The sequence below is a fragment of the Terribacillus halophilus genome (assembly GCF_900101385.1).
Lineage (GTDB): Bacteria > Bacillota > Bacilli > Bacillales > Amphibacillaceae > Terribacillus > Terribacillus halophilus.
The window spans coordinates 103818-127002 of sequence record NZ_FMZB01000008.1; the positions used below are offsets into that span (position 1 = coordinate 103818).

The window sequence follows — 23185 nt, forward strand, 5'->3', positions numbered from 1 at the left end:
AAAATGCGAAAGGTAAGATTGGCTGTACTTATAGATTACAGGAAAAACGAATCATGTCTCGGCACTGGATGCCATTTTCATAAATCGGCTTCTCATAATGCCGGAGGAAATAATCCTGGTCAATTGCTGTCATACGTAAACCGCATTTCTGGTAGAAAGCAATTTGATTGATACTGGAGTTGCCCGTTCCCACTTCCAAGGAGGCAAAGCCTTGTTCTCGGGCCTGTTCGATGGCATGGTGAATGAGTTTTTTCCCGATACCCTTTCCTTGATCGGCTTCCCTTACTGAAATATTGATTACTTCAGCGGTGTTTTCACTGATTCCCGCCAGGACATAGATACCAAGAATATGATTCTCTCTTTCTGCAACAAAGCAGCTGCTTTTGACAAGGTAGGACTTTATCCTGATTTTAGAGGGATCAGCTTCCAGGAGAAGGTCCATAGGGGGCGTTTCTGATGGGTGAAGTTTTCGTATCTTCATCGGATCACTCCAATTTTCGGTTATGTAAAAGGCTGCCGATGTATGACGGCAGCCGTTGTTGTTCATTTGACGATCATCACGGAACATTTGGCGCGTTTTGCGACACGGCTGCTGACGCTGCCGAGTACGACTTCCTGGAGAGGATTCAACCCGCGGCTGCCGATGATGATGAGATCGGCTTTCGTGTCACGGGCGTGCTCAAGGATCATCGGAGCAGGTTCACCTTGCTTCATGATTAATTTGTAAGGAATGGATGCAGCTTCGAATGCATCGCGGAAGCGCTGGAGCTTTTCGTCGTTGCTTTGCAGCTGAATGGAGTCGCTGCTGTGCAGGACATCTGCTTTTGTCTTCTCATAATCCAGGACTTGAATTCCTTCAATATGTGTTTCGGGCTGCAGCTTTGCCAGCTGGATTGCGTGCTCTGCAGCGAGAAAAGAATGGTCAGATCCGTCGATTGCCACTACGATCTTCTTATACATGGATGCACCGCCTTTTAATGGTTTGATACTTTCACATATGCCGAATCACTAGTTGTCAATCTGCGAATAAGCGCCTGACTGTCATTATTCAAGCCTTCCAAAGTGACAGTCGTACCTTTCTCCCTGAATTTTAGCATGATTTTATCGATTGCTGCCACTGCGGAGTCATCCCAGATATGGGTATTGGTAAAATCAAGAGTCACTTGCTTCAGATTGCCTTCATAAGAAAAGCTATTCGTAAAATCGGTGACCGAGGCAAAGAACAGCTGGCCTGTGATGGCGTATCGGATATGGTCTTTTGTTGATCCGGGACTTTTTTCTACCTTCACTTTTGAAATCTTGGCAACGAAGAAAATGGCACTTAGCAGGATGCCGATGAACACGCCGATGGATAAGTTATGAGTTGCTACTACCGCGATGACGGTCACAACCATGACAGCCGAATCTGATAAAGGAACACGTGTCAGGCTGCGCAGTGAATACCAATCGAATGTACCGATGGAAACCATGATCATGACACCGACAAGCGCAGGCATTGGAATCATGACGACCCAGTCTCCTAAAACAAGGATGAGGAATATCAGGAAGATTCCTGCAACAAGAGTGGAAAGACGGCCTCGGCCCCCGGATTTAACATTGATGACGGACTGTCCGATCATCGCACAGCCCGCCATGCCGCCGAAAAAGCCTGTCACGATATTGGCGATACCCTGTCCGCGAGCTTCTTTGTTCTTGTTGCTATCCGTATCCGTCATGTCATCAACAATCGATGCAGTCAGCAAGGACTCCAGCAACCCGACGATCGATAGTGCCAATGCCGTTGGGAAGATGATTTGCAAAGTCTCCCAATTGAGCGGGATATCAGGAATCAAGAAGGAAGGTAAAGCCTGTTTGATTTCTCCCAAATCACCTACAGTCCGGACATCAATATGCAATGTGATGGACAGAATTGTCACAGCCAAAATTGCTACAAGCGGTGCTGGTACGGATTTCGTGACGTAAGGGATCAGATAGATGATGGCAAGTGTGACTCCAACTACGATGTAAGTGGTCGTATTGATTCCGATGAAATGCGGAACTTGTGCCATGAAAATGAGGATGGCAAGTGCGTTCACAAATCCGATCATGACCGAACGCGGAATGAATTTCATGAATCGGGCAATACCCAAGACGCCGAATAAGAGCTGGAGGACACCTGTAAGGATAGTGGTGGCAAATAAATACTGCAAGCCGTGTTCTTTAACCAATGTCACCATCAATAATGCCATTGCGCCTGTTGCAGCAGAGATCATGGCGGGCCTTCCACCGACAATGGCAATGATGACGGCCATGGAAAATGATGCATATAATCCGACCATCGGGTCCACACCTGCGATGATGGAAAAGGCGATTGCTTCCGGAATCAAAGCCAAGGCAACGACAATCCCGGACAGGAGATCACCACGGATATTGCCAAACCATTGTTTATTCAGTTTTGTTTCTGACAATCTAATACACCCCGTTTTTATATATTTTGTTGACTTCCAAGTCTCATAGAAGTCGGGTCCGAATTTTGATAAGCTTACTGTAACATGATTGAAGTATTTTGTGAACCAAAACTAACGTTTTTGGTACATTGTTTGGAGTGATTTGGAATGAAAATCGCATATATAAGGGAATTTGTACAAGAAAAATGGAGACAGCAGCCACCAGAAATCCGGGGCTGTGAAACCGTGATAGAGGAAAGGGAAGACGTACAAGGACAGCCTTTGTTGGAGGAACTATTGGAGGAGCTGCAGCCAGGGGATGTGCTGGTTGTACGCAAATTGTACAGTTTAGCCAATTCGACAAAACATCTAATCGAAATTTGTCGAAATCTGAAGGAAAAGCAAGCAGCTCTAATATCGATTGAAGACAGCATTGATACTAGGGGAGATTCGTTTTTTCAGCACCTGGAACAGATTGCAAATTTCCGGAAAGAAGTAGTCGGAGAGAGAACTAAGGCAGGTTTGTCTGCAGCTAAATCAAGGAACCGGACAGGCGGCAGGCCGCGCAAGCCTGATAGGAATGTTCAAAAGGCGATTGACATGTATCGCAGCAAGAAATATACGATTGCGGACATTACCATCGAGACTGGCATAAGTAAGACGACATTATATCGATACCTGCAAGAGTAGATTTTTATCGAAAAGGGAAGTCAAACAAGCGTTTGAATTAATATGAAATAAGCTAATAGAGAAGGCTTGAATACAAAAAAGACAGTACACATCTTTAACGTGTGTACTGTCTTTTTTGTGGTGCCCTGGAAAATATACTAGCAGCTGATTATGCTCAACTCACATCCGAACGGAACGCATCCAAATGCCAAGGCTTAGAAAAATGATGCCTGTCATAGCCAGGATGCCTAGAATGACAGGGAGCTGCGTAACAGAATCGAATAAAGTGATTTGCAAGCCGAATGTTTCTTTGAATCCATCTAAAGTGGTGCTTGGAGCTTGGGCAAAAGTGATTTCCATTGCGGGCTGCATCAGGACGTCGCGAAGTGCCGCGACGCCATATGTCGGCGGGAAGAACTTCGTGATTTCCTGGACGAATGCAGGCAGCTGGCCAATCGGGATGTAAATGCCGAGCAGAAACCCGGATAAGGTTCCGACCAACGTGCCCATGGATGAAAAAGATTTTCGGGATTGGATTGGAACAGTTATTGCAAATAGAAACGCCGCGGAAGAAAAGGTGATCAGCATGATCAGTCCGATTGCTGTGATTAGGCTGCTCAAAGTAATGGTGGGCTTATCACTTAGCCAAAAATAGCCTTGGGAGATAAGCAGGGCACCAACAGAAAACACGACAGCAATGAGCCACGCAGATAATAGATATCCAATAACCAATTGCGTTCTCGTGATTGGTGTAATGAGCAATGCGTGCAACTGATTACTGGCAGCATCCTCGATCATCGTACCCAATACCGATAGCGTGACGGTCAGTGAGATGACGACGATGATCCCAGCCAATAGCCAGCTTTGCATCAAGGCATTCATGCCAGTTGCTCCTTGGGCTGCTTGCTGGGCTGAATCAGTTGTTACATCGGCCAGGAAAAGCAAGTAAAGCACAATGATGATCCCGGTCGTCAGTAAAGACATGAAAACAGCAGTCTTGTCGCGAAAATACAGTCGGTTAGAACGTGTTGTCAGCTGCCAAATTGTTTGCATGGGTATGCTCCTTTACTAAATTAATGAAAACATCGTCAAGGCTGCCTTTGATTAATTCGAAATCCGTTACACTACCCTCCAGCTGTCGGAGGATGTGATAAGCTGTCAGGCTATTGGGTACAGAAATCTGAAAGTAGCCTTGTTTCCGGATATAGTGATAGGATAGTTCATCCAATAATGCATTTGCATATGCGGGTTCATCCACTTGGAGGCGCAGTGTATCTTTGGCATATTCCCGCTTTAATTCAGCTGGCGTTCCTTGTGCTTTGATCTTTCCCTTATCGATTACAACAATCTGATCCGCTTCAGCGGCTTCTTCCATGTAATGCGTCGTCAGGAACACAGTCATTTGAAGCTGCTGCAGGCTGGAAACTGTTTTCCATACGTCCATCCTGGTTTGGGGGTCCAAACCGGTCGTCGGTTCATCCAAAAACAGGATTGCTGGTCGATGAAGCAGTGCCCTGGCAATTTCTGCCCGCCGTTTCTGCCCTCCGGACAGATGACGGAATTGCTTTTTCAAGATTGGGGCAAGCTGCAAGGTATCGGTGACCCATGAAATGCTGGTTTGCGTATCTGTTTTCGTCATGCCATAAAATCGTCCCCACATCTCGAGATTTTCCTTGATGGTAAGAACATCATCCAGTACGTTGTCTTGAAAAACGAGACCGATACGCTTGCGGATTTCTGCATCGTCTTTACCCGCATGGAACCCGTCTACGAGGATTGATCCTGCTGATTGCCGCAGACGGGTAGCAATCATGTGGATTGTGGTTGATTTACCTGCACCATTTACGCCCAGGAATGCGAATAGATGGCCTTTCTCTACATTAAATGTTAAATCATCTACAGCTTTTGACTTGCCATAGGATTTTGTCAGATTCTTGATTTCAATGATTTTCATCCATTCCACGCTTCTTCCTTTTATAATTAGCGAGTTCTTCATTTAACTGCTTTGTCTCAACGGTTTGAATTAGATGGTAAATGCCCCACAGGATGATATAAATAAAGATAACAAGAGCAAATAATAATCCGAGCAACTTCCAGTTGCCTGTATCAAACCAGTCGAAAAAGAAAGCAGCCCCTGTGAAGGCACTTAAGACGACTAAGAGGTATAGGAAGGTACGGATTAAGAAGTTTGATTCATTCGCACGGCGGCTAAAGATTAGTTTTTGTATCCAAGTCAGTACGAAAGTGATTAGTGCAGTTTGAGGTACGAAAGAAATAGCCATTTCCTTATTTCCAATAAACACATAGATATATATGCTGGTTGCAAAAATGGAAAACATGAACATGATGCCCCAACTTTGAATGAAATTTACGAATGTTTTCATGATTTATTCCTCCCTCCTATTCCGAGTTTACGTTTGAGTTGCGGTACGTATTGTCGGGAAATCACTAACTTTTCTCCGTTTGTCAGGGTGGCGGTCAGCTTGCGGCCAAGCGCGGGCTTCAGTTTCTCCACCTTCGCGAGGTTTACAATGACAGATTTGGAAACACGTATCAGATCGGGGCTGTAGTTCGCATCCTCGATTTGGTACAGCTTTAACGAGGATTGATAAACAGCATCCTTGTCATAGAGAAATACCGTATTATCTACGGACTCGATATAATAAAGGCTTTCCGGCTGGAGGAGATGCAGTTCGCCATTCCGCTCGCCAGACAATCTTTCTTGGCTGGATACCGATAGCATTCTGACCAATTCAAGAATTCGCGAATTGGCTTGGCGACAGGTGATCTGCACTTCTGTTTCCTTGCAATTATCGTCCTCCTGGATTGTGATTTTCATGGCACACCTCCTGTTTTTTTATTGATGTTATTTTCAGTGTAACGGTCGATCGAGGAAAAACAATAGCAGATGGTGTATCCTGCCAATAGGAACTAGTAAGATGCCATTGCAATTGGACAAACGTTTGATAAAGAATGCTTGGAGGGAAAAAATAAGTAATTAGGAGGAGAAGATGATGAAGATGATTAAGCTGCCGGATGGAACGGAAATACCTGCGATTGGACAAGGTACATGGAACATGGGGGATGATGAGTCGAGGCGTCATGATGAAATCCAAGCTTTGCGCACTGGTATCGATCAAGGACTTTTTGTGATCGACACAGCGGAAATGTACGGAAAGGGCCGATCGGAGTGTCTTGTGAGGGAAGCTATTATTAATAGAAGAGATGAAGTCTTCCTCGTTTCAAAAGTGCTGCCTTCCAATGCAGCATATGAAGATGTACTGGAGGCATGTAATCGTTCCCTAGAGCGCTTGGGCACTGATTATTTGGATATGTATCTGCTGCACTGGCGCGGAGCAGTACCTCTTGCAGAAACGGTAGCTGCTTTTGAACAGTTGAAGGAAGTTGGGAAAATCAAGCGCTGGGGCGTATCGAATTTCGATACAGATGATATGGAAGAGTTGTGGAATGTCGAAAACGGAAAAAATTGCGCAACCAATCAAGTGCTCTATAATCTCACAGCTAGAGGGATCGAATATGATTTGATTCCTTGGCATCAAGAAAAAAGGGTCCCAATCATGGCATATTGCCCACTGGCACAGGGCGACCGGCAGGAAATCTTGCAAAATGGCGCAGTAAGGGATTTGGCAAAAAAATACGAAGTGTCTGTATCCCAAATCGCTTTAGCGTGGACTGTGCAGACAGGACAAGTTCTCAGTATTCCAAAGGCAGGACAAGCTGCTCATGTGATAGAAAATGCTGAAGCGGGCAATCTTATATTGAGTAAAGAAGATCTTGCAAAATTGAACAAGGAATTCCCGCCGCCAACGTCGAAAGTACCGTTGGAGGTCGTGTGACCGCATAGGCATTTTACATGACAGCCTATGCAGGCAACGCTATACTAAATACGATAAAAACCGCTAAAGGAGTGCTTTCAATGAATTATGTAACACTAAACAATGGCTTGAAAATGCCACAGCTTGGCTTTGGAGTATGGCAAGTAGGAAACGAAGAAGCAACTGCTGCAGTAGCAAAAGCACTTGAAGTTGGTTATACAAGCATCGACACAGCCATGATTTATCAAAATGAAGAAGGCGTCGGCAAAGCGATCAAGGAAGCGAACGTGAACAGAGAAGATTTGTTCATCACGACAAAAGTGTGGAACTCCGATCAAGGATATGACAACACAATCGCAGCATTTGAAGCGAGCCTGGAGCGTCTTGGTCTGGATTATGTGGATCTTTATCTTATCCACTGGCCGACACCGCAATATGATGAGTATGTTGATACTTACAAAGCATTGGAGAAGCTTTATAAAGATGGCCGCGTGAAAGCAATCGGCGTATGTAACTTTGAAATTGAGCATCTCGAACGCCTGATGAAAGAAACAGAAATCACTCCAGTATTGAACCAAGTCGAATGCCACCCGTACTTGGCGCAAAACGAACTAAAAGAGTTCTGCAAGAAACATGATATCTTCTTGGAAGCGTGGAGCCCGCTGGATCAGGGCGGCGATGTACTGAAGGATGAAGTCGTGACAGCAATCGCTGAAAAGCTTGGCAAAACAGCAGCGCAAGTCGTGCTTCGCTGGCATCTACAGAATGACACAATCGTCATTCCGAAATCCGTTACACCATCCCGTATCGAAGAAAACTTCCAAGTATTCGACTTCGAGCTTTCTGCTGAAGATATGGATGCGATCAACAAATTGGATGCAGGTCGCCGCAAAGGTGCACATCCGAATGATATGAACAAGCGATAAGAAAGACGAAAAGAGCGCCGCATCGGCGCTCTTTTTTCATACATTGACGATCATGGGGAAGCAGAATCATTTATATTGGTATAGTCTGGACTGATTGTATTGAAAGGACGGAACTAATTGCTCTCAAATGTTATCGCTATTATCATTTTCTTGATATTAATTGGCTTATTGATAAAACTTCGGGTAGTAAAAATAGTGAGTAAGAAGGACTTTACATATAAGCAATTCAAACAGCAGTTAAGTATCACTTATGGTAAATTCAATGGTTTTGATTATTATTATTTTAAATTTAAGCCAGATCAGATGGTGACACTCTCTTATGAAGTGGAAGTAAAAGAAGGGGAATTGATGTTGGAATGGCGTGACCGTAAACAGGTGATCTGGCGGGAAACATTCTGTGAAGACGCGCAAGGAACGGTTACAGCTAAAACGAAACACTGTCGTTACTCCATCAGGGTCGAGGGAAAGCATACGAAAGGCGAATGTCGCATTCATTTTGCACAAGAGGAAGCAGCATAGCAATTAGGAGCAAGTAAGAAAGAGGGATAAGGCATATTGTAGTGTCATGGAAAAGAAGGCTGCCTGATAATCAGACAGCCTTATGCTTCCTACTCGCAGCCTACTCCATCACCATCACGATCCAAATGGCTGGCGTATCCTGGATCCCCTTTACGAACAGGTGCTGCTCCGGCTGCTTTAGCAGCGCTGCAATTTTTAAAATAAACGCTAGCCGCAGCGGGGGAATCATTCGAATTATCTCCGTGGGAAGTACTGGATGCTACGGATGAAGCAGATTCTGTCGATGTCGCCTCAGATCGTAAGGTTTCAATTTTCCCTTCGGCATCTGTGAGCTGAGTCGATAAGGTACTATTTTTCTCTTTCTCGGAATCCAAATCTGCTATGAGTGAATTTTTCTCTTCCTCTAATTTCTCTAACTTGTCTTCTAAAGATTCCTTTTCTGAACTACTTTTCTTTATGTCCTGAGTTAATTGTTCATTTTCCTCAGTAAGAGTCGATACAGTGGAGTCCAGTTCTTTCACTTTCTTTTCAAAGACATTTAACTCTTCTTGTAAAACGTCCTTCTTTTCTGATAGGTCTTGTATTTCTTGCTTCGCATTCGCGTTACTTTGGGCTGTAAGCCTTGAGGTATCACTTGTCAATGACCAACTTATAGTGAAGATAAGCATGCAAAGGAAGAAAAGAATAGTTACTCCCGGATAGAAGTAGAGTACATGTCTACGCTTTCTAAAAAAAGCGAACCTTGGATTGATTAATCCAAGTACTAAAAGTATAAAGGCTGCTAAAAATAAAGCTAAAAACATTAGTGCAAGAAACAACATAAATGAGACACTCCTTATATCTAAAAATTGAAAAACGAGGATGTGTATAGTGGTGAAATTTGTTTTTCTTGAGGATTATATACTATTTTTGGATTATTTGGTATATAGATTTACCTACTATATTATGAAAGTTAATTAAAATAGACCCTATGGTTGCTTAGTGAAATTTTAGTAAGGGAGAAATTCGAGGAGAGAAAGGGTCAGGTCATAACTACAACTACATTTCCATCGTAAAGATAGTTGTAGATCCATTACTAGCAAAGTTCAGTGTCCTGCAATTAAGCCCAGCGCTGGCTATCAATGTGCTGGTCATTTGCTCGAACTTTATAGTCTATCTTCCATTTCAAAACCTATAAAAAAACAGCCAACAATAAATCGATCCAATCATAGATCAATGGTAATCTTCTGGAATACGTATGCTATAGTAAAAAGGAAAAACAGAGGAGGGATCAGGATGAAGACAGAACGGTTACAAATGCACGATTTGGAAGCGGCAATGCAAATGTCGGAGTATGCCTTCCGGTATCGCATCGCGGAAGATGCGCGGGCTGAAAGACTGGGGCAGATGGATCAGTATCAGCAGCTTTACGGAATCAAGGAAGATGGGAAACTGGCGGCTAAGCTGCATTTGCTGCCGCTAGCGATCAGACTCGGTGAGCAGACGATTCCAATGGGCGGTATTGCGGGTGTAGCTACCTATCCTGAATACCGTCGTAATGGCTATATCAAGCAGCTTTTGACTGATACGCTTTATCACATGCGAAAGCAAGGGATGCCTGTTTCCATGCTGCATCCTTTCTATGTCGATTTTTATCGTCGGTTTGGCTATGAGCTATTCACAGATCGTACGATTTACACACTGAAGAAAAAAGATCTCGTACGGATGGCGCCGGTTGATGGAAAAATCGAACGTGTGAAGAAGGAAGAACATTCACAGGAAATCGAGGATATCTATACGGATTATGCAGCTACATACAGCGGCATGCTTGCACGGGATGCTTCCTGGTGGAAACAGCATTTTTACGGTGATCATGATTTCATCGCCCTTTATCGGGATGCTGATGAAAAGGCGCAGGGATACATCATTTATGAGATTGCATCTCGTGACAAACTAGCTATCTCAGAATTTGTTGCACTTACGGCAGATGCACGCATTGGTTTGTGGAACTTCATTGCGCAGCATGATTCCATGTTCGAAGAAGTTACGCTGGATTTGCCGCCGCATGATCCACTCATTTTCATGCTGCCGGATCCCGAACTTGCAGTGAAGCATTATCCATACTTTATGGCTCGAATTGTTGATATTCCTGCTTTCTTCCATACGTATGATTGGCAGGAGGATCCAGCAGGTGTTGTGCTTCAAGTGGAAGATCCCATCATCAAGGAACATAACCAGACATTTGTTTTTCATGATGGAAAAGCAAAGACATCTTCTGCGTCCAGTGGAATCAAGTTATCGATCAACATGCTCTCTGCTATTATGTTCGGCTACAAGCGTCCGTTTGTCCTGTGGCAGGCTGGTTTGATCGATGGACCAAAAGAGATGGTCAAAGAATTGGAGTATAGTATCCCGAGGCGTGAACCGTATATTTATGATTTCTTCTAAGGAGACTGGCATTATATGAACAAGAAAGAATTTCACCGCCTTGCCCGTGCCGTTATCCGAAAAGGTGACAGTATCCTGCTGGCTAAGGCAAACGGGTGGCAAAATAGCTTCCTGCCCGGCGGTCATGTCGAGATCGGGGAAGGTGCTGAATCGGCTTTGCTGCGAGAGCTGCAAGAGGAGCTGGGTGTAAAAGGGAAAGTCGTTCACTTTCTCGGAGACTTTGAACATAGCTGGCAGCACGGAGATACAACGCATTTTGAATTGACGCATGTATTTGAAGCGGTGATTGATAGCGACCAGATCGAGAGCAAGGAGCCGCATCTTCGTTTCTTTTGGGCGAAGCCGTCCGAACTTGAACAACTGGATTTGCAGCCATATCCGCTTATCGAGGTTTTGCGTGAAAAGCAGCTTCCTGCCTCAGTGTGGCGAAGCACATTTTAGACAAACTGATTTTATCTGTTTGTCTTTTTTTCTTTGAAAAAAGGCTTGTGGTTTACGCAGCGTCAACGTTTAGAGTGTAAATCAGAAGGGGGGAAGCATGATGATATATACCGTTCAAAAGCTTGCGGAGCTTGCTGGTGTAAGTAAACGTACATTGCGTTATTACGATCAAATCGACCTGCTCCGACCAGCTGAAATTAATGCGAGCGGCTACCGTATTTATACGGAAAAAGAGGTGGATTTGCTGCAGCAGATTCTCTTTTACCGGGAGTTGGATGTTGATCTGGATACAATCAAGTCCATCATTCATTCGCCGGGATTCGATAGGAAGAAGGCATTGGAGGAGCACAGGGATAGCTTACTAAAAGAGCAGGAACGTATTCGCATGCTCCTTGGAAACATTGAAAAAAGCATTCATGCAATGGAAAGGAAGATCCAAATGACGGATAACGAGAAGTTCACAGGCTTCAAGGAAAAGAAAATTGCGGAAAATGAAGCAATGTACGGGGAAGAGATCAGAGAAGCATATGGTGAACAAACAGTCGAAGCTACCAATCAGAAGTTCCGGGGATTATCGGAAGAGCAGTACAAGAAGATGCAGGAAGTGGAACGTTGTTTAGTTGAAAAGCTGAACCGTGCAATGCAGCAAGGGGATCCTGCTGGACAAGAAGCTATGCGAGTGGCTGAGCTGCATCGGGAATGGCTGGCTTTCACATGGCTGGATTATTCAAAGGAAGCGCATGCGGGTTTAGCGGAGATGTATGTTCAGGATGACCGTTTTACAGCTTATTATGAAGACAAGGCTGGCAAGGGTGCAGCCCATTTTCTGCGGGATTGCATCGAGCATTACACGAAAATTTAAACACCATGCTCCGTTTTTGTATTGTTTACCTAGGAGGTGATACACTTATTGATAAAGGAGCGATGACATGAATAGAAAAGTGGTTGTGAACGGTATGGAATTGGCTGCGTATGAATATGCACATCAGTATGTCGACAAAAGTGGAAAGCAGCTGCATGAGATCAAGTTTAAATTCCCGGTGACAAGCGAAGCTTATCATGATGTGGCGGTGTTGCTGTATAAAGATGATTTTCAGGTGGAAGTTCCTGAAGATAACCTTGTTTTCAACGCTTCGATCAAACAATATAGCACGAGCATCACTAACCTTTACGAAGAGGGACAGGTGGGAGAATATTCCCTGGTGCTGGAGGAGAAGACAGGGGCTGCGATGTGAGTATCAACGCAGTTCCCTTTTTATGTAAAATCAGCTGAATTACGGGATTGTTTTTAAAAGAATTCTTTCCTTGTATATCAGGCTTTGAAAGATACCTTTCTTTATGTATAAAACTTCACAAATTGGTCACACTGTAATGTGTAAGCGGTTACTTTATCGCGTATACTAACAGTATAAAGTGTGAGGTATACAGAAAGGAGAGGCTGAGGGTGATCTTGAAAGCGCTTAAGGAAAACGGTGATATGACGATCTCTTATTATGAGAACGGCGCGCTGCATACCTTTACCGGAAGATATCATAATCTGAATCTCTTGGACCAAACGCTTTGTCTGGAAAATGATGAGAAGAAACGAATGATAATCCATATCGCGGGTATTCAGCAGATACATTGATCGGACAGCCGAAAGCATCTTTCGATGTTTTCGGCATTTTTTTATGTTTTTAACCAGTTTTGCGGTACAATAGATGGAACGAATAAGATACCCGTCCCCTAATGTAAACGGATACGGGAAAACAGCTGTCAGAAGAAGGGCTGATTAGTGGAGGTTTCAAGCATGAGTTCGCAATATCCAGATGATGGACTGACTTTACATACAGATCTTTATCAAATCAATATGGCGGAGACGTATTGGAATGATGGGGTCCATGAGAAAAAAGCGGTATTCGAGGTTTCGTTCCGCAAGCTGCCGTTCGGTAATGGCTTTGCCATCTTTGCAGGATTGGAACGTGTCATAGAATATTTGCAGCAATTCCGGTTCACGGAAAGCGATTTAGCGTACTTGAGGGATGAGCTTAGGTTTGGGGAGGATTTCCTTAGCTATCTGAAGGATTTGCGCTTTACAGGAACAGTATACTCTGTCGTGGAAGGAGAGCTTGTTTTCAGCAATGAACCGCTTATGCGGGTCGAGGCTCCGCTGGCAGAAGCACAGCTGGTGGAGACGGCGATTTTGAACATCGTCAACTACCAGACATTGATCGCGACGAAAGCATCGAGGATCAAGCTCTTGCTGGGCGACGAGATTGCCTTGGAAATGGGGAGCCGACGTGCTCATGAGCTGGATGCAGCAGTGTGGGGGACGAGAGCGGCATATATCGGTGGATTCGAAGCGACTTCGAATGTCCGGGCGGGCAAGAAGTTCGGCATCCCGGTAGCCGGAACATTGGCGCATTCCATGATTCAGGCTTATCGTGATGAATATACGGCATTTACGAAGTATGCAGAACGGCATAAAGATTGTACATTCCTTGTCGACACGTATGATACACTTCGTTCTGGTGTGCCGAATGCGATTCGCGTGGCTAAGGAACAAGGCGATAGTATCAATTTCAATGCGATTAGACTCGATAGCGGCGACTTGGCTTACTTGTCCAAGAAAGCGCGAAAGGCATTGGATGACGCAGGATTTTCGGAGACTAAGATTTCTGCATCGAATGATTTGGATGAAGAGACGATCCAGAGCTTGAAAGCGCAAGGGGCGAAGATAGACATTTGGGGCATCGGGACAAAACTGATCACTGCTTATGATCAGCCGGCTTTGGGAGCGGTATATAAACTTGTAAGCATCGAGGAAGATGGCGTGATGCAGGATACGATCAAAATCAGCGGCAATCCGGAAAAAGTATCGACGCCAGGCTTGAAGAAGGTATATCGAATCGTCAATCGGATCAATAAAAAATCCGAGGGGGACTACATCGCCATGGAGGATGAGAACCCACAGGAAGAGGATCATCTCAAGATGTTCCATCCTGTCCATACGTATGTCAGTAAGTTCGTAACGAATTATGACGCAGTCGATTTGCATCAGACAATCTTCCAGGATGGCAAGCTTGTATACGAACTACCGGCTATTGACGATATCAAGACTTACGCGAAGGCGAATCTTTCGCTACTATGGGATGAGTATAAACGCCCGAAAGCGCCGGAGGAATATCCTGTCGATCTCAGTCAACAGTGCTGGGATAATAAGATGGATAATATCCAGAAAGTGAAAGACCACGTAAAATCTTTGCATAAGGCAACTTAATAGGGTTACAATTCTGTGTATTGGGAATAACTGTATCATCCGGTTGATATCTCGCAAATGGAAAACCTGTGAAAGTGCTGTTGCAGCAATGTTAAGAATGCAGATTAATAGCCATGGAAGCAAGGATACATGCTATAATAAGGAAATACGGGAGCAGCAATGTTCCTGCATATTAAACACAAACATACAGCTTTTACATCAGGTGAAGGTTATGTATAAATTTATTAAATGAGGTGTTTTTCATGAACAAAGCAGAATTAGTAGAAGCAGTAGCACAACAAGCAGAACTATCTAAAAAAGATGCAAGCAAAGCGGTTGATGCACTTCTTGAAACAATCTCTGAAACATTAGCTAAAGACGAAAAAGTACAGCTTGTAGGCTTCGGTACTTTCGAAGTGAGAGAGCGTGCGGCACGTACTGGCCGTAACCCGCAGACTGGTGAAGAAATCACTATCCCTGCTTCCAAAGCTCCAGCATTCAAAGCAGGTAAAGATTTCAAAGAAGCTGTCAAATAAGAGATTCCCTTTGCGGAATGGAAATGCCGACGCACGCATGCGTCGGCATTTTTTTATAATTTGCTGATATGGGTTATGGATAGCTGTTCGCTGCTTCTCTCCACTTTCCAAATAGGTTCGAACATCGTGCGCAGAATGGCGAGTGTAGTGTCGTCTGCTTTCAACCCGTGAACTGTCTTGTCATCTGTGGTGTAATCTTTGTCTTCTTCCAAACCGAAGCGCAATTGAAGAAGGTTGCGTATGCCGTTGAAGGTGGGGAATGAAATGTTATAGCCATCTTTCAAAGCAGCTGTGAGCTTGCTTTTTTGTTCTTGCAGCATTTCAGGGTCGGCTTTTGGGTAACTACCCTGGATGGCACTTATATTACCCGATTCGATCAGCTCAGCTGCTTGTTCCCGTCCCAGTCCGCTATGAACAATTCGTTCAATTTGATAGGCTTCTGCTTGTGATATGGTAGTTGTCATGTTATGCGTCTCCTTTAGTGAATGGCTTTATTCGGTGCTTGAATGGTGATGGATTTCCGTCTTTTGTATAGGTAGGCAATCAGCTCCAACAGAAAGCCGGGTATCTTTTTTGGGAAGAGCTTTTTCTTATAAAACCTCTTATAAGCCCGGTGCAAATCCTCCCATTGGGTGCAGTGCTTCTGCTGACGGAACCGCGCTGGGTCGATCAATCGGATATCTCCACCCGGTGTAATCAGGATGTTCCGGAGGTGGATATCGGATGGATTCAATCCTTCTGCTGCTGCATGTGTCAATGCATTATCGATATCTGCAATATGATGATCGGTTATGCGGATGCCCTCGCGGAGGCAATCGTACAGGGTATGGCCAGGGATGTAATCGATTACCAAATAACCGTCACCTGCTTCGTGCAGCGTTGGAAAGAAATGATTGTTCTCAAGCATTTTATAGATTTCCGCTTCCTCCGCTGCGATGTGACGGAAAGCAGGAAAGAACACCTTCATTACTTTAGAAGAATCATTAAGGCGGAATGCAAACGCGCTCCTGCCAGTCCCAATCAGGACTAAAGAGGCGGGATACGCTGTCAAATGGGGCGTCGTATCGGAACCTGACATCTGAATCTGCTCGGCAAGCTGCTCAAAATCAGCCATCTCCAGCACTCCTTTTCTTTGGAACAAAGGCTTGTACAGTCATTTATACGCATGAACTGGAAAGTAGGTGCATAAAAATAGTAAAAAAGCTGGTCCATCTTTCGTGATTTCAGCGGGTGTTTCCCGCTTTGTGGCTATTTTTATCAAAATGTGGACTGTTTGCTTTACTCGTCGGGAAAATAGCGATATCGTCCTTTATAAAGCCCCTTCTTTTTTCGGCCTAAACGATATCATATAAAGAAAAAGGTGATCCCATGAAAGAGAAACCTAGTACAACGGAATATCCTGCTTATTACCAAGATTACATGAATCGCGTTCCGGAGGGAAATATTATTACCTTGTTCAAGGAACAGGAGCGACAGACAACGAATCTTCTGCAAGGATTGACTGATGAGCAAGCAAGTTTTGCTTATGAAGCTGGAAAATGGACGATCAAAGAAATGATTGGCCATCTAACAGATACGGAAAGAATCCTTTCTTACCGGCTGCTTACCATTGCCCGCGGAGATATGACACCTCTGCCGGGTTTTGAAGAGGATTCCTATGTGGAGCAAGCGAAATTCATTCAGATGACAGTGGAGAGCCTGCTGGCGCAATACAAGGCAGTACGTGCATCAACGATCGCTTTAGTGGAATCACTAGGTGATCAGGACTGGATCAGGCAGGGTATGGCAAACGGCCATGTCATATCGGTCCGGGCGCTGGCTTATATGATGCTTGGCCATGAACGCCATCACCACCATATCCTGCATGACCGTTACTTCGCTTCTGCCATGTACCCGCTCAATCGTATGTGATTTGGGGTATATTGACAGAGGAATGACAATCATGTAGACTATATGGAAGATTAATAGAATAAGATTGTGATTGCTCCAAAGGGGAGTAGCTTCCAGTTAAGTCGACAATACGTGATAGCTTGCTGTCGCCGGTTTAACTGACAACGTCATGTTGTTTGCCAGACCTTTGCCAATTTGGTGAAGATTGATTACAGACGGGACCTTCACACTGTGGGGGTCCTTTTCGTTTAGTAAACGTTAATGGAGGAATTATTTCCGTGTTGAAGAAATGCTTAGAGTTGATGCAGCGGCGAGCACCATCCATCAGGCTCGAACTGAATCAAGCAAGCTATCATGCAGGCGATAAGATTGAAGGACACATTCAGATTCTTGGAGGCTGGAGGGACCAGGATTTAAATAGATTGGATTGCGATTTGGTTATAAAAAACAGCGCAACCGATAAAATAGTGAATATAAAGAATGTAATAAGCATCTTCATGTCCAAGCAGCTGAAATCAAATGAACAAATCGAGAAGCCGTTCACGTTCCGATTGCCGGAGGAACTGGAACCGAGCTCTGGTACATTAATCTATGAGCTGCAGACCAAGCTTGTATTCGCCAATGAAAAATGTGCGAGAAATGATAGGCAAGTACGGATTTTAGAGTAGATGCCATAAAGGAGGAGATTGCATTGGGGAGGCTTTGCTGAGAATAATAACCACTTATGACAGAAGTTTTGCTAGCGCTACTCCTCATCGAGGCGTCGCAGCTATTTTATTAATCGGCTTGTAAACTATCAATCAAATAAGTGAGGTGAGTCCCTTCAAATAGAGAAGGGAATTAATTGGACCCATCAATAGTCATTAATTTAAGTTTAGTTGTGTTATTCATCATTTTTACGGCCTTTTTCGTAGGTGCAGAGTTTTCAGTTGTGAAAGTGCGTATGTCTCGAATCGATCAGCTGGTCGCAGAGGGCAATAAACGGGCAACCATTGTGAAGAAACTAGTGGATAACCTGGATTATTATCTGTCGGCCTGTCAGCTTGGTATCACTGTAACCGCGCTTGTCTTGGGTGCGTTAGGTGAACCGACCGTGGAGAAAATGCTTCATCCTTTATTCCACGAAATCGGGCTGTCTGATTCCTTGTCTACGGTTCTGTCTTATGCCATTGCCTTTGCGTCGGTTACATTCTTGCATGTGGTGATTGGTGAATTGGCGCCAAAGACATTGGCAATCCAGTACACAGAGCAATTGACATTGATTCTAGGCCCGCCGCTGTATTGGTTCGGTAAGCTGATGGCACCATTCATTTACTTGCTGAATGGTTCTGCTCGTGTGTTCCTGAAGCTGTTCGGCGTGAAACCGGCAGCACATGAATCGGCACACTCGGAAGAAGAATTGCGCATTATTATGACGCAAAGCTATCAAAGTGGTGAAATCAACAAAACAGAACTTAGTTATATGGAAAACATCTTTACATTTGACGAACGCGTAGCGAAGGATATCATGGTACCGCGGACGCAGGTGGTCACGTTGGAGAAATCAATGACTGCTGCTGAAGTGATTGAAATCATCGATGAACACCAGTTCACACGTTATTTGGTGACAGAGGATGGTGATAAGGACCATATCATCGGCTTCGTCAATGTGAAGGAAATGCTGACGGATTTTGCTGCAGGCAGAAGACAGAGTCTGCCTAATTTCATTCATGAGCTGCCGCTCATTCATGAGGGAACATCCTTGCAGGATGCTCTACTGAAGATGCAGACAGAACGCGTGCATATTGCACTTGTGATGGATGAATATGGCGGGACTGCAGGGATCCTGACGATGGAGGACATTCTTGAAGAAATCGTGGGAGAAATCCATGATGAATTTGATGAAGATGAGGTACCGGATGTACAGGAAGTTTCTGATCTGACATACCATATCAATGGCCGTGTGCTGCTGGATGATTTGGAGGATCGATTCGGCTTTGCATTCGACAACCGGGACGATGTTGATACGATAGGCGGCTGGATTTTTGTTAAGAATGATGAAGTGGATTCACAGACAACTGTGGTGGATGCAGCAGGAAATGAGTGGGAAGTTATCGAAATGGATAATCATCAGATCATTTTGGTTGAACTGCGCATCCTGGAACAAGAACAGCTTCCGCGTCTGGAAGCTTGATAAGGTAAATAGAAAAAGGCCGGGATGCCTCGCATGCATCCCGGCCTTTTTTACTGGAGGTAACGTATATTGATTAAACTTTATGAAAATAAACATCAGGAAAAGAATGAAGTTGCCCGGCATCAGCATAACACTCATCAGCTGCTTTACGTCCTGGATGGAGAAGGAAAATGTGAATTGGATATGGAAAACCAGAAGCTGCATCCTGATAGCATTGTGCTTATCTCTCCGCATACAAACCATGCCATCCAAGCCGATTCTAAAATGACAGTGCTCGTGCTGGAATTCGATTTCCGGCATCTGGCTGAAGATGTTATATCTTATCTTGTCGAACCGGTATTTGCTAAAGCGCGAGTCTTGGATCTATCACTGTTCGAAAGCAGTGAGCTTCGTCAGTTGTTGCGCAAGATGCTGTTTGAGCAATCGCAGGGACATCCCATTCATACGATGGGGTTGAAGCTCCTGCTCTCGCAGGTACTGTATCAGCTTGCTATCATGCAGCGGGGAGATACGACGCAGGATACAAATACAAGACGGGCAAAATGGCTCAAGCATCACTTGGAAACAAGATATTTCGAGATTGCCAGTATGGAAGAAGTTGCTGCCAAAGCAGGTGTGAGCAGCCGTTACATGAATCAAATTTTCAAAGAAATGTATGATATGACACCCTATCAATTCCTGACAGAGGTCCGGCTGCTGAAAGTGAAGAAAATGCTGCGTGAAACGGATAGGGAAATTGTCTCGATCTGCTTTGAAGTCGGATTTGAAGCGGTCTCGACATTTTATCGTGTCTTCAAAAAATATGTAGGTGTCACACCGAATGTTTATCGGCGAACGACAGATGATTTCCGAAATTGAGAATAACGGAAAAGATTGATAAGAAAAATGTAAACGCTTTACTTATACTATCCTTAAATTGGATAGTGGGAGGGCGCGGAATGGCGACTAAAAAAATTGGGATAATCATGAACGGTGTAACAGGCAGGATGGGAACGAACCAGCATCTTATTCGGTCTATCGCTGCGATACGGGCAGAAGGCGGCGTACTGCTTTCGAGCGGGGACAAATTGATGCCGGATCCGATTCTTATCGGACGAAATGAAGAAAAATTGGCAAAGCTTGCACGGGAAAATGATGTGGAGCGTTATAGTACCAACTTAGATGCAGCCTTGGCCGATGATTATAATCAGATTTATTTTGATTCACAGACGACCAATCGTAGGGAAGCAAGCATCAAGCAGGCCATTGCGGCAGGGAAGCATATTTATTGCGAGAAACCGACGGCAACCAGCCTGGAAGGATCTTTGGAGCTAGCCAGATTGGCACGCGAGGCCGGTGTGAAAAATGGTGTAGTACAAGATAAGCTGTTCCTTCCGGGTCTTCGGAAGCTGAAACATTTGATCGATAGCAATTACTTCGGGGAGATACTTTCTGTAAAACTGGACTTCGGCTACTGGGTGTTCGAAGGCGACTGGCAAGAAGCACAGCGGCCAAGCTGGAATTACCGGGAGGAAGACGGCGGCGGTATCATCGTCGATATGTTTGCCCATTGGCGATATGTCATCGACCATCTTTTCGGAGAAATCGATAGCTTGACCTGCCTTGGAGCAACACATATCCCGTACCGGGTAGATGAAGCGGGCAATCGCTACAAAGCAACGGCTGATGATGCAGCTTATGCTATTTTTGCCCTTAAGAACGGGATCGTTGTCCAGGCCAATTCCTCGTGGACGACAAGGGTTGATCGTGATGACCTGGTTACTTTCCAAGTGGATGGAACATTGGGAAGCGCGGTGGCAGGTCTTCGTGATTGCAAGGTCCAGCATCGGGTGACAACGCCGAAGCCGGTATGGAATCCGGATATTCCAAATTCAATCGATTTCCGCTCCCAGTGGGAGACGTTACCGGAAAACCGCACGTATGATAATGGATTCAAGATTCAATGGGAATTGTTCCTGAAACATGTGGAGGAGAATGCAGCATTTCCGTGGGACTTGCTAGAGGGTGCAAAAGGCACCCAGCTGTCAGATTTAGGGCTGGAAGCTTGGCGTGAGAAAAAATGGGTCACTGTTCCGAGTCTGGAAGATTAAAAGGAGGAAGCTGCATGACAACGATTCTTTTACCAAAGCAAGGGCGTACGCTGGAAGAATATGAACTGGTCCATCCGGCTTCTTCTTATCCGACCGAGGGGGCCTTCCAAACAAGGATTGCCTATTCTGCAGCTCATGTGGTTGCAGATGCAACATCTAATGCACACCCTGTCCTTGGCGGAGCCGTTGATTGGGATGCTACTTTGGCGTATCGCAAAGCATTGTGGAAGCTTGGTTTCGGGGTGGCAGAAGCGATGGATACAGCACAGCGGGGGATGGGCCTTACGTGGGAAATGGCAAAGGAATTGATTTCGGTAAGTGCGGCGGAAGCGAAAAAGGAGAATGCAATGCTTGCATCCGGCGCTGGGACGGATCATTTGCCGGCAGACAGGACGTATACGATGGCAGAGATCAAGCAAGCTTATGAGGAGCAGTGTACATTTGTCGAAAGCACCGGAAGCCAGATTATTCTGATGGCAAGCCGTGCATTGGCTGCCAGTGGCCGATCTGCGGCAGATTACAAGGATGTATACGGGCATGTGCTGGAAGGAGTGAAAAAGCCAGTCATCCTGCATTGGCTTGGACCGATGTTCGACCCGAAATTGACGGGCTATTGGGGTGCGGAAGCAATCAGCCAGGCGATGGATGCTTGTCTTGATTTGATCCACCAGCATGAAACGAAAATCGACGGAATCAAGATTTCCCTGCTGGATAAAGACAAGGAAATCGAGATGCGATCCCAGTTGCCTGCATCTGTTCGTATGTATACAGGAGATGATTTCAACTATCCAGAGTTGATTCAAGGGGATGGCGAGCAGTACAGTCATGCACTGCTCGGGATATTCGATGCGATTGCACCAGCTGCATCGGAGGCGCTGCGTGCACTTGATGCCGGTGATCTGGAAGGATATCGGGAAATTTTCGATAAAACGGTGCCGCTTGCAAGGCACATCTTCGAGACACCGACGTACGCGTACAAAACAGGGGTCGTTTTCCTGGCCTATCTGAATGGTTATCAATCACATTTCCGGATGATCGGCGGGGCGGAAGGGGCTAGGTCGGTTGTTCATTTGAGTGAGCTATTCCGTCTGGCTGATCAAGCAGGTGTCCTGGTGGACCCAGCACTTGCTGCCGAGCGGATGCAGCTTGTACTGAAGCTTGCAGGCATTGAGCAGAAGGTGATGTCATGACAAAGGCAGATTTGCAGCTTCTCAGTCTCAATCAGATTACGACAGAAAACTGGTCCCTGACCGAAGCAATCCAAGGCTGTGCTCGCCATGATATCCATTGGATTTCGATTTGGCGTCACAAGTTGGAAGAAATCGGCGTGAAAGAAGCGAAAAAGCTGTTGACCGAATACGGCGTACAAGTTTCCAGTCTTTGCCGCGGCGGCATGTTCCCGGCAGCGACAGAGCAGGAGAGACAGCAGCGCATCGACGACAATAAACGGGCGATAGAAGATGCAAAGGCATTGGGGACCGATGTACTGGTACTCGTATGCGGACCTGCAACCGATAAAAATATTGCGCAGGCTCGTCATTGGGTGGAGGCAGGCATTGAGGCAATACTGCCGTATGCGGAAGAGATGGGTGTAAAGCTTGGAATCGAGCCGCTTCATCCGATGTATGCGGCAGACCGCTCGGTGATCAATACACTGGGCCAGGCGAACACACTGGCTGAAAAACTTCAGTCCGATCATCTAGGAGTAGTGGCCGATGCCTTCCATGTTTGGTGGGATCCTGAGCTTGAGAAACAGATTGCCCGTGCCAGAGGTAAGATTCTCGGGTTCCACGTATCGGATTGGAAGGTCCCGATGAAAGATATGTTCAAAGGAAGGGCCATGATGGGAGAGGGTGTCATCAATCTCCGGGAGATGCGCAGCATGGTGGAGGAAGCAGGCTACCAAGGACCGATAGAAGTGGAAATCATCAATCAGGAAATTTGGGATCAGCCGGGAGATGAGGTGCTTCATCAAATGAAGCGATGCTATCAGGCACATGTATAAAAGGGGAGT

28 protein-coding genes are annotated in these 23185 nt (G+C 45.3%); 18 read left to right on the forward strand and 10 right to left on the reverse strand.

The features are described from left to right. Positions 1–28: 28 nt before the first annotated feature. The 3 genes from BLQ53_RS14130 to BLQ53_RS14140 all read right to left on the reverse strand — a co-directional run bounded on the left by BLQ53_RS14130 (position 29) and on the right by BLQ53_RS14140 (position 2447). Positions 29–481, reverse strand: coding sequence for a GNAT family N-acetyltransferase (locus BLQ53_RS14130; RefSeq protein WP_093727947.1), 453 nt, complete (start codon positions 479–481; stop codon positions 29–31). Positions 482–543: 62 nt separating this feature from the next. Further along, positions 544–960, reverse strand: a complete 417-nt coding sequence (locus BLQ53_RS14135; protein WP_093727948.1) for a universal stress protein — start codon at positions 958–960, stop codon at positions 544–546. 14 nt (positions 961–974) lie between these two features. Continuing rightward, a complete protein-coding gene (locus tag BLQ53_RS14140; RefSeq protein WP_093727949.1) occupies positions 975–2447 on the reverse strand; it encodes a SulP family inorganic anion transporter in 1473 nt (490 codons plus the stop codon). A gap of 147 nt (positions 2448–2594) precedes the next feature. Here BLQ53_RS14140 and BLQ53_RS14145 point away from each other — a divergent pair, with 147 nt between their 5' ends. Continuing rightward, entirely contained in the window at positions 2595–3116 is a 522-nt protein-coding gene (locus tag BLQ53_RS14145; RefSeq protein ID WP_093727950.1) for a recombinase family protein, read from the forward strand. Positions 3117–3275: 159 nt separating this feature from the next. Here the strand turns inward: BLQ53_RS14145 and BLQ53_RS14150 are convergent, their stop codons facing one another. From BLQ53_RS14150 to BLQ53_RS14165, 4 genes are read right to left on the reverse strand one after another with little or no spacing between them, the layout of a single operon-like run. Further along, positions 3276–4148: an ABC transporter permease gene (locus tag BLQ53_RS14150; protein ID WP_093727951.1), complete on the reverse strand. Its 873-nt coding sequence runs from the start codon at positions 4146–4148 to the stop codon at positions 3276–3278. Beyond that, on the reverse strand, positions 4114–5049 hold the full coding sequence (locus BLQ53_RS14155) for an ABC transporter ATP-binding protein (protein WP_093727952.1): 936 nt from the start codon (positions 5047–5049) through the stop codon (positions 4114–4116). Before BLQ53_RS14155 ends, BLQ53_RS14150 begins: the two co-directional genes overlap by 35 nt. Continuing rightward, positions 5036–5479 carry a DUF3021 family protein gene (locus tag BLQ53_RS14160; RefSeq protein ID WP_093727953.1) on the reverse strand — a complete coding sequence of 148 codons (444 nt, stop codon included), beginning with the start codon at positions 5477–5479 and terminating at the stop codon, positions 5036–5038. Before BLQ53_RS14160 ends, BLQ53_RS14155 begins: the two co-directional genes overlap by 14 nt. After that, positions 5476–5934, reverse strand: coding sequence for a LytTR family DNA-binding domain-containing protein (locus BLQ53_RS14165; RefSeq protein WP_093727954.1), 459 nt, complete (start codon positions 5932–5934; stop codon positions 5476–5478). The genes BLQ53_RS14160 and BLQ53_RS14165 overlap by 4 nt, the downstream gene beginning before the upstream one ends. 175 nt (positions 5935–6109) lie before the next feature. Here BLQ53_RS14165 and BLQ53_RS14170 point away from each other — a divergent pair, with 175 nt between their 5' ends. From BLQ53_RS14170 to BLQ53_RS14180, 3 genes are all read left to right on the forward strand, one after another. After that, complete coding sequence (locus BLQ53_RS14170; protein ID WP_280137075.1) at positions 6110–6952, forward strand: aldo/keto reductase; 843 nt, start codon at positions 6110–6112, stop codon at positions 6950–6952. A gap of 80 nt (positions 6953–7032) precedes the next feature. Beyond that, complete coding sequence (locus tag BLQ53_RS14175; protein ID WP_093727956.1) at positions 7033–7857, forward strand: aldo/keto reductase; 825 nt, start codon at positions 7033–7035, stop codon at positions 7855–7857. A 195-nt stretch (positions 7858–8052) separates the two neighbouring features. Beyond that, positions 8053–8376: a DUF4136 domain-containing protein gene (locus BLQ53_RS14180; protein WP_139180883.1), complete on the forward strand. Its 324-nt coding sequence runs from the start codon at positions 8053–8055 to the stop codon at positions 8374–8376. An 89-nt stretch (positions 8377–8465) separates the two neighbouring features. Here BLQ53_RS14180 and BLQ53_RS14185 read toward each other — a convergent pair whose 3' ends face one another. Further along, complete coding sequence (locus tag BLQ53_RS14185; RefSeq protein WP_093727958.1) at positions 8466–9197, reverse strand: excalibur calcium-binding domain-containing protein; 732 nt, start codon at positions 9195–9197, stop codon at positions 8466–8468. A 454-nt stretch (positions 9198–9651) separates the two neighbouring features. On the opposite strand from BLQ53_RS14185, the gene BLQ53_RS14190 reads away from it, so the two are divergent. The 7 genes from BLQ53_RS14190 to BLQ53_RS14220 all read left to right on the forward strand — a co-directional run bounded on the left by BLQ53_RS14190 (position 9652) and on the right by BLQ53_RS14220 (position 15018). Next, a complete protein-coding gene (locus BLQ53_RS14190; RefSeq protein WP_170829705.1) occupies positions 9652–10803 on the forward strand; it encodes a GNAT family N-acetyltransferase in 1152 nt (383 codons plus the stop codon). Positions 10804–10818: 15 nt separating this feature from the next. After that, entirely contained in the window at positions 10819–11244 is a 426-nt protein-coding gene (locus BLQ53_RS14195) for an NUDIX domain-containing protein (RefSeq protein ID WP_093727960.1), read from the forward strand. 100 nt (positions 11245–11344) lie between these two features. After that, a complete protein-coding gene (locus tag BLQ53_RS14200) occupies positions 11345–12106 on the forward strand; it encodes a MerR family transcriptional regulator (RefSeq protein ID WP_093727961.1) in 762 nt (253 codons plus the stop codon). 67 nt (positions 12107–12173) lie between these two features. After that, on the forward strand, positions 12174–12479 hold the full coding sequence (locus BLQ53_RS14205; RefSeq protein WP_093727962.1) for a DUF3219 family protein: 306 nt from the start codon (positions 12174–12176) through the stop codon (positions 12477–12479). A 209-nt stretch (positions 12480–12688) separates the two neighbouring features. After that, on the forward strand, positions 12689–12871 hold the full coding sequence (locus tag BLQ53_RS14210; RefSeq protein WP_093727963.1) for a YolD-like family protein: 183 nt from the start codon (positions 12689–12691) through the stop codon (positions 12869–12871). 162 nt (positions 12872–13033) lie between these two features. Next, a complete protein-coding gene (locus BLQ53_RS14215; RefSeq protein ID WP_093727964.1) occupies positions 13034–14503 on the forward strand; it encodes a nicotinate phosphoribosyltransferase in 1470 nt (489 codons plus the stop codon). 242 nt (positions 14504–14745) lie between these two features. Further along, on the forward strand, positions 14746–15018 hold the full coding sequence (locus BLQ53_RS14220) for an HU family DNA-binding protein (protein ID WP_093727965.1): 273 nt from the start codon (positions 14746–14748) through the stop codon (positions 15016–15018). Between the two features lie 53 nt (positions 15019–15071). On the opposite strand, the gene BLQ53_RS14225 is transcribed toward BLQ53_RS14220, so the two are convergent. Both BLQ53_RS14225 and BLQ53_RS14230 read right to left on the reverse strand, forming a co-directional pair. Then, positions 15072–15482: a hypothetical protein gene (locus BLQ53_RS14225; RefSeq protein WP_093727966.1), complete on the reverse strand. Its 411-nt coding sequence runs from the start codon at positions 15480–15482 to the stop codon at positions 15072–15074. A 14-nt stretch (positions 15483–15496) separates the two neighbouring features. Then, the gene (locus BLQ53_RS14230; protein WP_093727967.1) at positions 15497–16132 is read right to left on the reverse strand and encodes a serine/threonine protein kinase; all 636 of its coding nucleotides are present in this window, start codon (positions 16130–16132) and stop codon (positions 15497–15499) included. A gap of 254 nt (positions 16133–16386) precedes the next feature. Here BLQ53_RS14230 and BLQ53_RS14235 point away from each other — a divergent pair, with 254 nt between their 5' ends. The 7 genes from BLQ53_RS14235 (at position 16387) to BLQ53_RS14265 (ending at position 23176) form a co-directional block, all read left to right on the forward strand. Further along, the gene (locus tag BLQ53_RS14235; protein WP_093727968.1) at positions 16387–16929 is read left to right on the forward strand and encodes a DinB family protein; all 543 of its coding nucleotides are present in this window, start codon (positions 16387–16389) and stop codon (positions 16927–16929) included. 257 nt (positions 16930–17186) lie between these two features. Then, positions 17187–17576, forward strand: a complete 390-nt coding sequence (locus tag BLQ53_RS14240; RefSeq protein WP_093727969.1) for a sporulation protein — start codon at positions 17187–17189, stop codon at positions 17574–17576. Between the two features lie 176 nt (positions 17577–17752). Then, complete coding sequence (locus BLQ53_RS14245) at positions 17753–19081, forward strand: hemolysin family protein (RefSeq protein WP_093727970.1); 1329 nt, start codon at positions 17753–17755, stop codon at positions 19079–19081. A gap of 69 nt (positions 19082–19150) precedes the next feature. After that, positions 19151–19939: an AraC family transcriptional regulator gene (locus tag BLQ53_RS14250; RefSeq protein WP_244499356.1), complete on the forward strand. Its 789-nt coding sequence runs from the start codon at positions 19151–19153 to the stop codon at positions 19937–19939. Between the two features lie 80 nt (positions 19940–20019). Continuing rightward, positions 20020–21171: a Gfo/Idh/MocA family protein gene (locus tag BLQ53_RS14255; RefSeq protein ID WP_093727972.1), complete on the forward strand. Its 1152-nt coding sequence runs from the start codon at positions 20020–20022 to the stop codon at positions 21169–21171. Positions 21172–21185: 14 nt separating this feature from the next. Next, positions 21186–22361: a dihydrodipicolinate synthase family protein gene (locus tag BLQ53_RS14260; protein WP_093727973.1), complete on the forward strand. Its 1176-nt coding sequence runs from the start codon at positions 21186–21188 to the stop codon at positions 22359–22361. Continuing rightward, complete coding sequence (locus BLQ53_RS14265; protein WP_093727974.1) at positions 22358–23176, forward strand: sugar phosphate isomerase/epimerase family protein; 819 nt, start codon at positions 22358–22360, stop codon at positions 23174–23176. Before BLQ53_RS14260 ends, BLQ53_RS14265 begins: the two co-directional genes overlap by 4 nt. The last annotated feature ends 9 nt before the right edge of the window (positions 23177–23185 follow it).

Excerpts from the sequence above, each read along its gene's own strand:
- BLQ53_RS14175 (WP_093727956.1), top strand. The coding sequence starts at position 7,033 with ATGAATTATGTAACACTAAACAATGGCTTGAAAATGCCACAGCTTGGC.
- BLQ53_RS14260 (WP_093727973.1), top strand. The coding sequence starts at position 21,186 with ATGACAACGATTCTTTTACCAAAGCAAGGGCGTACGCTGGAAGAATAT.
- BLQ53_RS14265 (WP_093727974.1), top strand. The coding sequence starts at position 22,358 with ATGACAAAGGCAGATTTGCAGCTTCTCAGTCTCAATCAGATTACGACA.
- BLQ53_RS14135 (WP_093727948.1), bottom strand. The coding sequence starts at position 960 with ATGTATAAGAAGATCGTAGTGGCAATCGACGGATCTGACCATTCTTTT.
- BLQ53_RS14190 (WP_170829705.1), top strand. The coding sequence starts at position 9,652 with ATGAAGACAGAACGGTTACAAATGCACGATTTGGAAGCGGCAATGCAA.
- BLQ53_RS14170 (WP_280137075.1), top strand. The coding sequence starts at position 6,110 with ATGAAGATGATTAAGCTGCCGGATGGAACGGAAATACCTGCGATTGGA.
- BLQ53_RS14150 (WP_093727951.1), bottom strand. The coding sequence starts at position 4,148 with ATGCAAACAATTTGGCAGCTGACAACACGTTCTAACCGACTGTATTTT.
- BLQ53_RS14195 (WP_093727960.1), top strand. The coding sequence starts at position 10,819 with ATGAACAAGAAAGAATTTCACCGCCTTGCCCGTGCCGTTATCCGAAAA.
- BLQ53_RS14155 (WP_093727952.1), bottom strand. The coding sequence starts at position 5,049 with ATGAAAATCATTGAAATCAAGAATCTGACAAAATCCTATGGCAAGTCA.
- BLQ53_RS14205 (WP_093727962.1), top strand. The coding sequence starts at position 12,174 with ATGAATAGAAAAGTGGTTGTGAACGGTATGGAATTGGCTGCGTATGAA.
- BLQ53_RS14200 (WP_093727961.1), top strand. The coding sequence starts at position 11,345 with ATGATATATACCGTTCAAAAGCTTGCGGAGCTTGCTGGTGTAAGTAAA.
- BLQ53_RS14160 (WP_093727953.1), bottom strand. The coding sequence starts at position 5,479 with ATGAAAACATTCGTAAATTTCATTCAAAGTTGGGGCATCATGTTCATG.
- BLQ53_RS14220 (WP_093727965.1), top strand. The coding sequence starts at position 14,746 with ATGAACAAAGCAGAATTAGTAGAAGCAGTAGCACAACAAGCAGAACTA.
- BLQ53_RS14215 (WP_093727964.1), top strand. The coding sequence starts at position 13,034 with ATGAGTTCGCAATATCCAGATGATGGACTGACTTTACATACAGATCTT.
- BLQ53_RS14235 (WP_093727968.1), top strand. The coding sequence starts at position 16,387 with ATGAAAGAGAAACCTAGTACAACGGAATATCCTGCTTATTACCAAGAT.
- BLQ53_RS14185 (WP_093727958.1), bottom strand. The coding sequence starts at position 9,197 with ATGTTGTTTCTTGCACTAATGTTTTTAGCTTTATTTTTAGCAGCCTTT.
- BLQ53_RS14165 (WP_093727954.1), bottom strand. The coding sequence starts at position 5,934 with ATGAAAATCACAATCCAGGAGGACGATAATTGCAAGGAAACAGAAGTG.
- BLQ53_RS14145 (WP_093727950.1), top strand. The coding sequence starts at position 2,595 with ATGAAAATCGCATATATAAGGGAATTTGTACAAGAAAAATGGAGACAG.
- BLQ53_RS14255 (WP_093727972.1), top strand. The coding sequence starts at position 20,020 with ATGGCGACTAAAAAAATTGGGATAATCATGAACGGTGTAACAGGCAGG.
- BLQ53_RS14230 (WP_093727967.1), bottom strand. The coding sequence starts at position 16,132 with ATGGCTGATTTTGAGCAGCTTGCCGAGCAGATTCAGATGTCAGGTTCC.
- BLQ53_RS14225 (WP_093727966.1), bottom strand. The coding sequence starts at position 15,482 with ATGACAACTACCATATCACAAGCAGAAGCCTATCAAATTGAACGAATT.
- BLQ53_RS14130 (WP_093727947.1), bottom strand. The coding sequence starts at position 481 with ATGAAGATACGAAAACTTCACCCATCAGAAACGCCCCCTATGGACCTT.